11 protein-coding genes are annotated in these 10114 nt (G+C 68.2%); 6 read left to right on the forward strand and 5 right to left on the reverse strand.

The window, feature by feature from the left end; genetic code table 11:
* The first annotated feature begins 37 nt into the window (after nucleotides 1-37).
* Genes paaZ through paaE form a run of 6 tightly spaced genes read left to right on the forward strand, consistent with a single transcriptional unit; the run spans nucleotide 38 to nucleotide 5770 of the window.
* Nucleotides 38-2068: a phenylacetic acid degradation bifunctional protein PaaZ gene (paaZ, locus tag JWQ81_RS26105; protein WP_297545491.1), complete on the forward strand. Its 2031-nt coding sequence runs from the start codon at nucleotides 38-40 to the stop codon at nucleotides 2066-2068.
* Nucleotides 2065-3003: a 1,2-phenylacetyl-CoA epoxidase subunit PaaA gene (gene paaA, locus JWQ81_RS26110; protein ID WP_297545493.1), complete on the forward strand. Its 939-nt coding sequence runs from the start codon at nucleotides 2065-2067 to the stop codon at nucleotides 3001-3003. Before paaZ ends, paaA begins: the two co-directional genes overlap by 4 nt.
* A complete protein-coding gene (gene paaB / locus JWQ81_RS26115) occupies nucleotides 3003-3326 on the forward strand; it encodes a 1,2-phenylacetyl-CoA epoxidase subunit PaaB (protein ID WP_297545495.1) in 324 nt (107 codons plus the stop codon). Before paaA ends, paaB begins: the two co-directional genes overlap by 1 nt.
* Entirely contained in the window at nucleotides 3326-4186 is an 861-nt protein-coding gene (paaC, locus tag JWQ81_RS26120; RefSeq protein WP_297545497.1) for a 1,2-phenylacetyl-CoA epoxidase subunit PaaC, read from the forward strand. Before paaB ends, paaC begins: the two co-directional genes overlap by 1 nt.
* A gap of 5 nt (nucleotides 4187-4191) precedes the next feature.
* On the forward strand, nucleotides 4192-4689 hold the full coding sequence (gene paaD, locus JWQ81_RS26125; protein WP_297545499.1) for a 1,2-phenylacetyl-CoA epoxidase subunit PaaD: 498 nt from the start codon (nucleotides 4192-4194) through the stop codon (nucleotides 4687-4689).
* Between the two features lies 1 nt (nucleotide 4690).
* Nucleotides 4691-5770 carry a 1,2-phenylacetyl-CoA epoxidase subunit PaaE gene (paaE, locus tag JWQ81_RS26130; protein ID WP_297545501.1) on the forward strand — a complete coding sequence of 360 codons (1080 nt, stop codon included), beginning with the start codon at nucleotides 4691-4693 and terminating at the stop codon, nucleotides 5768-5770.
* Nucleotides 5771-5787: 17 nt separating this feature from the next.
* Here paaE and JWQ81_RS26135 read toward each other — a convergent pair whose 3' ends face one another.
* The 5 genes from JWQ81_RS26135 to JWQ81_RS26155 all read right to left on the reverse strand — a co-directional run bounded on the left by JWQ81_RS26135 (nucleotide 5788) and on the right by JWQ81_RS26155 (nucleotide 9426).
* Entirely contained in the window at nucleotides 5788-6213 is a 426-nt protein-coding gene (locus tag JWQ81_RS26135; RefSeq protein WP_297545504.1) for a YbaB/EbfC family nucleoid-associated protein, read from the reverse strand.
* A complete protein-coding gene (locus JWQ81_RS26140) occupies nucleotides 6210-6566 on the reverse strand; it encodes a hypothetical protein (protein WP_297545506.1) in 357 nt (118 codons plus the stop codon). The genes JWQ81_RS26135 and JWQ81_RS26140 overlap by 4 nt, the downstream gene beginning before the upstream one ends.
* 9 nt (nucleotides 6567-6575) lie before the next feature.
* Nucleotides 6576-7649 (reverse strand): C40 family peptidase, encoded by a 1074-nt coding sequence (locus JWQ81_RS26145; RefSeq protein WP_297545507.1) that lies wholly within the window; start codon nucleotides 7647-7649, stop codon nucleotides 6576-6578.
* Nucleotides 7650-7682: 33 nt separating this feature from the next.
* A complete protein-coding gene (locus JWQ81_RS26150) occupies nucleotides 7683-8003 on the reverse strand; it encodes a hypothetical protein (protein WP_297545508.1) in 321 nt (106 codons plus the stop codon).
* A 214-nt stretch (nucleotides 8004-8217) separates the two neighbouring features.
* Nucleotides 8218-9426, reverse strand: a complete 1209-nt coding sequence (locus JWQ81_RS26155; protein ID WP_297545510.1) for a chitinase — start codon at nucleotides 9424-9426, stop codon at nucleotides 8218-8220.
* Nucleotides 9427-10114: the final 688 nt, after the last annotated feature.

Here is a 10114-nt window from a genome sequence, read left to right on the forward strand (position 1 = left end):
CGTACGGTTGGTTATTCAGCTGAAGGGTGCGGGTCGGATGGCTTTGCTGCGTAGTTACGTCTCCGGTGGTTGGCACACGGCGTCCGACGCCGGTGTTCCGCTGCACGACGCCACGACGGGCGAGGAGGTCGCCAGCGTCTCCTCGGCAGGCATCGACATGGCCGCCGCGCTGGAGTACGGCCGCGGTGTCGGTGGCCCTGCCCTGCGGGAGCTGACGTTCCACCAGCGTGCCGCGCTGCTCAAGGCGCTCGGCTCGCACCTGCGGGAGCACCGCGACGAGCTGTACGCGCTGTCGGCGCGCACCGGCGCGACGCTCGGCGACTCCAAGTTCGACATCGACGGCGGCATCGGCGTCCTGTTGTCGTACGGCAGCAAGGGCAAGCGCGAGCTGCCCAACTCCACGGTCTACGTCGACGGCGCGGTCGAGCCGCTGAGCAAGGGCGGCACCTTCGTCGGCCAGCACATCGCGACCCCGCTGCGGGGCGTCGCCGTACAGATCAACGCGTTCAACTTCCCCGTGTGGGGCCCGCTCGAGAAGTTCGCGCCCGCGTTCCTCGCCGGCGTCCCGAGCCTGGTCAAGCCCGCCAGCCAGACCGCGTACCTCACCGCGCGGCTGGTCGAGCTGATCATCTCGTCCGGCATCCTGCCCGAGGGCACGCTGCAGTTCGTCGCCGGCAGCGTCGGCGACCTGCTCGACCACGTCACCGCCCAGGACCTCGTGTCGTTCACCGGGTCCGCGTCGACCGCGCAGAAGCTCCGCGCGCACCCGGCTATCGTGCGCAATTCGGTCAGGTTCAACGGCGAGGCCGACTCGCTGAACTGCTCGATCCTCGGCCCGGACGCGAAGCCCGGCACCACCGAGTTCGACCTGTTCGTCAAGCAGCTGACCAGCGAAATGACCGTCAAGGCCGGCCAGAAGTGCACGGCAATCAGGCGTGCGTTCGTGCCAGCCGAGCTCCTCGACGACGTCGCGGCCGCCGCGAGCGCGAGGCTCGCGAAGGTGACCGTCGGCAACCCGACGTCCGAAGGCGTCCGGATGGGCGCGTTGGCCAGTCTGGAGCAGCGCGAGGAGGTCCGCCGCTCGCTGAAGTCCCTGCTCGACGCCGGGAGCATCGTGTTCGGCAACCCCGATCAGGTCGACGTCGTCGACGCGGACGCGGAACGTGGCGCGTTCCTTTCGCCGATCCTGCTCAAGGCCGACCCCGAGCGCGCCGAGCCGCATGAGGTCGAGGCGTTCGGCCCGGTGTCGACGCTGCTGCCGTACACCTCGACAGCGCAGGTCATCGACTACGCCGCACGCGGTCTGGGCAGCCTTGCCGGCTCGATCGTCAGCGCCGACGGCGAGTTCGTGCGCGAGGTCGTCCTCGGTCTCGCGCCGTGGCACGGCCGCCTGCTGGTGCTCGACGCCGATGACGCGAAGGAGTCGACGGGTCACGGTTCGCCGATGCCGCAGCTCGTCCACGGTGGCCCCGGGCGGGCCGGCGGCGGCGAGGAGATGGGTGGCATTCGCGGCGTCCTGCATCACATGCAGCGCACCGCCATCCAAGGCAGTCCCAAGGTCCTCGGCTCGGTCACCGGCCAGTGGGTTCCGGGTGCCGAGCGCACGATCTCCGACGTCCACCCGTTCCGGAAGTCGCTGGCCGAGCTGAAGGTGGGCGACGCCGTTGTCACTGGTTCGCGCACGGTTACGCAGGCCGACGTCGACCACTTCGCGGAGTACACCGGTGACACGTTCTACGCACACACCGACCCCGAGGCTGCTGCGGCGAACCCGTTCTTCGGCGGGATCGTGGCGCATGGATACCTGATCCTGTCGTTCGCGGCGGGCCTGTTCGTCTCGCCTGAGCCCGGCCCGGTGCTGGCGAACTACGGCCTTGAGAACCTGCGGTTCCTCACGCCGGTCAAGCCGGGTGACGAGCTGACGGTGACGTTGACCGCGAAGCAGATCACGCCGCGTGACAGCAACGACTACGGCGAAGTTCGTTGGGACGCCGACGTTGTCAACGCGGCCGGCGAGTCCGTCGCGAAGTATGACGTGCTGACGCTGGTGGCGAAGGAGCTCTCGTGACTGCTGTGATGACTGAGGCTGAACTCGAGAAGGACTTCGAGCACACGCTCTCGCGCGACCAGCGCATCGAACCGCGCGACTGGCTGCCCGAGGCGTACCGCAAGACGATGGTCCGCCAGATCGCGCAGCACGCGCATTCGGAGATCATCGGCATGCAGCCCGAGGGCAAGTGGATCACCATGGCGCCTTCCTTGCGGCGCAAGGCGATCCTGCTGGCGAAGGTGCAGGACGAGGCCGGGCACGGGCTGTACCTGTACTCGGCGGCGGAGACGCTCGGCGCGGACCGTGCCGACCTCACCGACAAGCTCATCAGCGGGCGGCAGAAGTACTCGTCGATCTTCAACTACCCGACCCCGACGTTCGCCGACGTCGGCGTCATCGGCTGGCTGGTCGACGGCGCGGCGATCTGCAACCAGGTTCCCTTGTGCCGCAGCTCTTACGGGCCGTACGCGCGCGGCATGATCCGCATCTGCAAGGAGGAGTCCTTCCACCAGCGGCAGGGTTTCGAGCTGCTGATGACGATGATGCGCGGCACGCAGGCACAGCGGGACATGGTGCAGGACGCGGTCAACCGGTGGTGGTGGCCGTCGCTGATGATGTTCGGGCCGCCCGACGACGACTCGCCCAACACCGCGCAGTCGATGGCCTGGAAGATCAAGCGCCACACCAATGACGAGCTGCGGCAGCGGTACGTCGACATGTCGGTTCCGCAGGCCGAGGCGCTCGGCGTCACGTTCCCGGACCCGGAGCTCAAGTGGAACGCCGAGCGCGAGAGTTATGACTTCGGGCCGATCGACTGGTCCGAGCTCAAGCGCGTGATCAGTGGCGACGGCCCGTGCAACGCCGAGCGGATCGCGAATCGCCGCAAGGCACAGGAAGACGGCGCGTGGGTCCGCGAGGCCGCGACAGCGCACGCGAAGAAGAAGGAGGCGTGATGAGCGACAAAGTACGTACCCCCGCTGAGTCGCCATCGATACGGCACGAATGGCCGCTGTACGAGGTGTTCGTCCGGGGCAAGCGGGGGCTGAACCACGTCCACGTCGGCTCGCTGCACGCCGCCGACGACGAGATGGCGCTGCATCACGCCCGAGACCTTTACACGCGGCGCAACGAAGGCGTGAGCATCTGGGTGATCAAGGCCGCCGACATCACCGCGTCGAGCCCGGACGAGAAGGACCCGTTCTTCGCGCCCAGCGGTGACAAGGTGTACCGGCACCCGACGTTCTACGACATCCCCGACAACGTTCCGCACATGTGATGAGCTTCGACAACGCCTACGAGGCACTCGGCGAGAGTGCTGACGACACGCACTGGGCCTTCGGCACCGGGTTCGACGACCCGCTGTCCGGAATGGACACCACGGTTCCGTCCGGTGTGGACGGCGCCGAGCTGGCGGCGTACTGCCTGATGCTCGGGGACGACGCGCTGATCATGTCGCACCGGCTGCAGGAGTGGTGCACCGCGGCGCCCGAGCTCGAGGACGAGGTGGCGATCGCCAACATCGCTCTCGACCTGCTGGGTCAGGCCAGGTTCCTGCTCGCTCGCGCCGGCAAGGCCGATGGCAGCGGCCGTGACGAAGATGCGCTCGCGTACTTCCGTGGCGCGACGGAGTTCCGCAACGTCCACCTCGCCGAGACAGGCGGTGGCCACTTCGGACACCTGATCGCCCGTCTGCTCGTGTTCAGCACGTGGCGGCTCGCGTTGTTCCAGCGAATTCTGTCCTCTGTGGACCCGGTGCTGGCCGCCATCGCGGCCAAGGGCGTCAAGGAACTGACGTACCACCGCGACTACGCGGCACAGTGGATGGTCCGGCTCGGTGACGGCACCGAGCTGTCCCACGAGCGGATGCAGGAAGGCCTCGACGCGACCTGGCCGCTGGTCGGCGAGCTTTTCCTGGCGCATCCGGCTGAATTGAGTGTCGGCGTCGACCCTGCTGAGTTGCGCGCGGAGTTCGACGGCGTGTTGGCGCAGGTGTTCTCGGCCGCGAAGCTGGAATGGCCGTCGGTCAACGAGCGGCAAGAGCTGCTCGGACGCGACGGATCGCATACCGAAGCGTTGGAATCGCTGCTGGAAGAGCTGCAGAGCGTGGCGCGGGCGCATCCGGACGCAACGTGGTGAGCACTGTGAGCACTGTGAGCGCGCTCGCCGTCGCCGGCCAGGTCACCGATCCCGAGCTGCCGATGATCACCCTCGCCGATCTCGGGGTGCTGCGCGAAGTGTCCGAATCGGACGGACGCGTCGTCGTCTCGATCACGCCGACGTACACCGGCTGCCCGGCGATGGACACCATGCGCGACGACCTCGAGCACGCGTTGCTGCGCGCCGGGTACCGCGAGATCGAGATCCGCACGGTGCTGGCGCCGGCGTGGAGCACGGACTGGATCACCGACGAGGGCAAGCGGAAGCTCGCTGAGGCCGGGATTTCGCCTCCGGGTGCCGCACCCGGGGCCGTCAGCGGGCCGATTCCGTTGACGCTCAGCGCGCCGGCGTCGAGGATCCACTGCCCGCATTGCTCCAGTGTGGACACCGAGGAGCTGTCGCGGTTCAGCGCCACGGCGTGCCGGTCGTTGCGGCGCTGCCGGTCCTGTCTCGAGCCGTTCGAACACGTCAAGGAGATCTAACGTGAGCGCCCCGACCACCACGCGGCGGACCGGTTTCCGCACCCTGACCGTGGCCGACGTGCAGAAGCTGTGCGACGACGCCGTCGCGGTCACCTTCGACGTACCGGCCGAGCACGCCGAGGAGTTCCGGTTCCTGCCCGGCCAGTCGCTGACGCTGCGGCGCGAGGTCGATGGCCGCGACGAGCGCCGGTCGTACTCGATCTGCGCGGCGGCGGGGGAGCGGCCGCGCGTCGGTGTGCGTGAAGTGCCGGGTGGGCTGTTCTCCGGCTGGCTCGTGCGCGACGTCCGTGCGGGCGACGAGATCGAAGTCCAGGCGCCGACCGGTTCGTTCACGCCGGATCTGGCGACGGCCGCGCATCACGTGTTGATCGCGGCCGGGTCGGGTATCACCCCGGTGCTGTCGATCGCGGCGTCGTTGTTGAAGAACCCGGATGCGACGGTGACCGTGCTGTACGGCAACCGGCGCACCAACACGGTCATGTTCGCCGACGAGCTGGCGGACCTGAAAGACTTCAGCCCGAGCCGGTTCGAGCTGGTCCACGTGCTTTCGCGGGAGCCGCGCGAGGCGGATCTGTTCACCGGACGGCTCGACGTCGACAAGCTGCGCAGCCTGTTCGCGGCGCTGATCGGAGTCGAGGACGTCGCGCACTGGTGGTTGTGCGGGCCGTTCACGATGGTCACCGGAGCGCAATCGCTGCTGGCCGAACTCGGCGTGCCCGTCGAACGCGTGCACCAGGAACTGTTCTACGTCGACGACCTGCCGCCCGAGCCCGTGCGACACGAAGAAGCCGGCATCGAAGGCGCGTCGAGCGAAGTGACCGTCATCCTCGACGGCCGCACGTCGACGCTGACCCTGCCCCGCGATGTGTCGCTTTTGGACGGTGCCCAGCGCTCCCGACCGGACCTGCCGTTCGCGTGCAAGGGCGGCGTCTGCGGCACCTGCCGGGCGAAGGTCACCGGCGGCGAGGTCAACATGCGCCGCAACTTCGCACTGGAGAAGTCCGAAGTGGACGCAGGCTTCGTCCTCACCTGCCAGACCCTCCCCGTCTCCGGCACCCTCACCGTCGACTTCGACGAGTAACCCGCCGCACACGCGGGTCAGGAGCCGGGTGGGATGACGTTCCAGGTGTGGGCGTTGGGGTCGACGCCGGGGACGTAGGGGAGGACCTCCGCGTCCTCGTCGACGAGGTCGGCCAGGCCGGTGGAGCGCAGCATGGCGAGCGCGGCGGCGTCGCCCATGGCCTGGCCCAGAGTGTCGACACCCTGGCGCAGCGCCGCCTTCTGTGCATCGCCGGCGAGGCGCACGATCTCCTCCCCGAGCGCGTCGGGGCCCAGGTCCAGGGCCGATTCTGCCAGCTTCAGCTCCTTGACCGAGCCGTGGACGTCGACGGTGACACACACGTTCTCGTCGCCGTTGTTCGCCCAGCCGCGGACCGACGCGAGCTTGCCGGGGAGCTGCTCTGTCAGCGTCAGCCGCTCCTCGGCCGCCGCCAGCAGCTCTTCGGTGGTCCGGCGGTCGCTCATCGGCGTGTCCACATCTCTTCGAAGTCGTCTTCGCCATGGTTGTCGTGGACGAGCGAAGGGTCGTAGGACAGCCCGAGCTGCTCGGTGTAGCGCTCGCTCCGGTTACCGAGCGCCTGCGCGTACACCTGGTTCGCCTTCTGGTTCGCCCGGGCTGTCGCGCGCGCCGCTGTGTCCACTATGGACTTCGCGAGGTAGTCGGCGCCGTACCGCATGGCCTGCCGCGTGATCTTGACCGACAGCAGCTTGCCGCCGACCCCGGCCTCCACGGTGACGCCTTCACCGGTCGCGACGCCCTTGATCGGACCCGCCGCGGCGAACCCGTTTTCCAGCCGTTGCTGGTTGTCCTCAGCCATGGTGCCCGCCTACGCCGACGGCCGGAACACGCCGAGCAGCGGTTCGCCGCAGTTGGTCGTCCGCATCGGGACGACGTGGCAGCTCTCGCCCGGCTGCGGCTCCTCGACGACCATGCCGTCGCCGACGTACATCGCGACGTGCCCGCTCCAGATGATCAGGTCGCCGGGCTGGATGTCGTTGATGTCGACCTTCTGCCCGATGGTCTGCGTGTGCGCGGTGCGCGGCAGCCCGATGCCGGCCTGGCCGTACGCCCACTGCGTCAGCCCGCTGCAGTCCATGCCCTTGTTCGGGTTGGTGCCGCCCCAGACATACGGGAGGCCGAGCTTGCTCAGCGCCGCCCGCGCGGCGATCGCGGCGCGTTCGTTCGGCGCGTTGACCGTCTGCCCGTTCGGCAGCTTGATCTGCGTGCCGCTGCCGTACTGGTCCGAAGGCGGGGACAGCTGGGGCGGTCCGCTCGACGCGGCGCCGCCGCCTCCTCCGCCACCCCCGCCGCCGCTGTGCCCGCCGCCTCCACCGCCGCCACCGGACCGGCTGCCGATCGGGCCGGACACCGGCGCGGACGACGGCGCTGTCGACGCCATCGCCGATAGCAGGTCGGTGAGCCGGCTCTTCGCCGAGTTCACGATGTCGGCGGCTTCTTTCGCGTACTTCGCCGACATGCCCGCGATGACGGCCTGGGCCTGCTGCTCCGCGCCGGGATCTTGGCTGCTCGCCGCCGCGCCGGCCAGCGTCTGAGCGTCCGCGTCGAACTCCGCCAGCAGCTTGGTGACCTCCTGCTGGGCCTGCTGGATGAGGCTGGTCGCGTCGCCGATGGTCTGCGCCGTCTTGCCTGCCCAGTTCGAGGCCTCGTCCAGGGCGTCCGTGTGCTCTTTGGCCTTCACCCCGAACAGGTCGCCGCGGTCGCCGACCCAGTTGCTCTGCAGGCGGGTCGCCTCGCCCTGGTGCTGGGTGCTGAAGGTGGTGAGCTTCTGCGAAAGGCTGCTCAGATCGCCCTGTGCCTGGTTCGCGGCGCCGGTATCGCCCTGGAGCTTGGCCCCGGCTTCCTTGATCGGTGCCTCGTAGGACGCGATATCGATCGCCACTGTCCGATTCCCCCTCTGAACGATCTGCCGGACCTACAAGATCGAGCGGATCCGCTCGCTGTGGTTCTCCTCGTTGGCGTCGTAGTCGCCCTTCGCGGTGTTCACCGACCGGCCGAGGTCGCCAACGGAGCCCGCGAGCGAGTACATGTGGCCGTTCATCGTGTCGATGTGCTCGCCGACCGTCGCGTGCAGGCCCGTCTCGTACCCGAGGTCCCCGAACAGGTTCCCAGGCAGCGTGAGGTGCTTCGCGAGGTGCGCCTTGGCGGCGGTGCCGATGTCGGTGGACATCGTGTCGTTGTGGGCGGAGTACCGCGTGAGGTCGGCGGTTTCCACGGAAAACCCGTTCGCGGCCATTTCCTGCCCTCCCCTTGCTCCGATTGCTCCGGGTGGGACGTGTCCGACCGTCCCTTCAGTTCCCGTTCTCCGGAGAATAGTCTCGCATTCGACGTCCCCGCGCGGGTGGAATCGGCAATCGCGCCTGATTTGACCGTTTCAAGCGGGTGAACATGCGTGAAGGCCGGCTTCACCGCGTGCGCTACGCGGTGAAGCCGGCCTTCACGAACAGGTGTCAGCAGGGGCCGTTGTCGGTCCAGACACCGGAGCCGCCGGTGCTGGGGGCTTCGCCCTGGGTCCACCACTTCGCGGTCCACTTGTGACCGTTGTACGAGACGACGTTGCCGCCGGTGTAGATGGTCGCGGCCTGGTACGCCGCCGCCGAGCAGGTGCCCGGGTTGGTCGGGCTGGTCGGCGGCGGGGTCGAGGGCGGGGTCGCGCCGGCGAACCGGACGCTGTACTTCGTGAAGTCCCAGTCGTTCTGCGTGACGTTGCTGCAGATGCCGTTGTCCGTCGACGAGCCGCACTGGCGGTCGCGGTTGACCGACCAGAAGGTGAACCGGCCGAGTCCGTGGCTGGTGGCGTAGTTGAGTACGGTCTCGAAATCGGCCTGGTAGAACATTTCCGCGGCGTCCGACTTGCCGTTCATGCCGGAAAAGCCCTCATGTGCGTAGGCCGTCGTGCTATCCCAGCCCATGTGGCTCACGAGCAGCCCGTGGAACGCCTCGAGTGCGGAAACCTGCGACGCGCCGCCGTTGAAGCCGCCGTCGAAGGGCATGATCGAGAAGTTGTTCGGGGAGAACCCGATCGACTTCGCCTGATCGAGCAGCTGGGTGCCGAACCAGCCGGTGCCGGCCGCGGTGCCGGGCATCGTCACGGAGACGAAGATGCCCGGGTTGCTCGCCTGCAGCTGCTTCGCGGCGCCCAGTTCGTTGGCGATCGCGGCGGTGTTTTCGTACTCCGGCTCTTCGAGGTCGAAGTCGATCGCTTTGAGGCTGTACTTGTCGATGACCTGCTGGTAAGCCGCAGCGGTGGCGGAGACGCTGCCGCAGGTCTGGCCCAGCTTGGTGCCGCCGTAGCCGCCGACCGAGACGGAGACGTCGCCGCCCGCGCCACGGATCCTGCTGATGACCCCGGCGACGTTCGTGTCCGAGGAGACGGCCGACGTGCCGTCCCAGGTCGGGCTGCAGCCGCCGCCGTTGGGTGCCAGGATGAACGCCAGCTGGAACGCCTTGAGCCCGGTCGCGGCCATCACCGCGGTCGGGTCCGGCGGATTGTTGCTCTGCGGCATCAGGTACGGCGCGGCGGCGTACCAGTTGTTGCTCAGCGCCGCGGTCGTGGCGACCTGGCTCGGCGCGGCGGTGGCGGTCGTGGTGAGGGTCGCTGCTGTTCCGGCTATCACGGCCGCGGCGAGTACGCCGGCGGCCAATCTGCTGCGTCGCATATGCGCTCCTAGGGCGGCGGGGAGTGCTCAACAGCATTGGACTAGACCACTCGAAAGTCAAGGTTTACGTCCAGGAGGACAACCCGTTCGTCGGTTGCGCGGGTCCTGTCGGCGAGTCCCACACCTGGTGTCGCAACCACTGCAACTCGACGGCGACTTGCGATCTCTTAGAAACTAAGAGACCCCGCAAAAGCGCAAAAGTGGGAAGCCGGTGACCGCAACTCGACGGCGAGTTGCGGTGGTTGCGCACGCCGGTTATGCGCGTGTGCAAGGAGGGCACTTTTGTGGCTCTTCGGTCGTCTGTGGGTGCTGGTTGCTGTGGACTGGCTGCGTTTTACCGCAGCAAGGGCCGGTCGTGTCGTGTCGGTGTACGGCGAATGCCGGTGTCCGGAGCTGGGTGTGGGACTCGTCGGTCTGAGTGTGGGACTCGCCCTCGCTGAGTGTGGGACTCGCACAGCACATGGGCGAGTCCCACACTCCGGCCCGGCGAGTCCCACGTTCACGCCGACGAGTCCCACCTTCACCACCAGCCGACCACACCCGCTGACCTCAGGAACCTCGCCAGCCACACCGACACCACCCAGCCACCCCAACCGGCCTTCAGAATCCCTTCCCCCACACCACCCGTCCCTGCCGCGGTAAAACGGAGCCAGTCCACATCACCCGGCACCCACTGAGGCGTCGCGGA

Source organism: Amycolatopsis sp. (assembly GCF_025464955.1).
Classification (GTDB): Bacteria; Actinomycetota; Actinomycetes; order Mycobacteriales; family Pseudonocardiaceae; genus Amycolatopsis.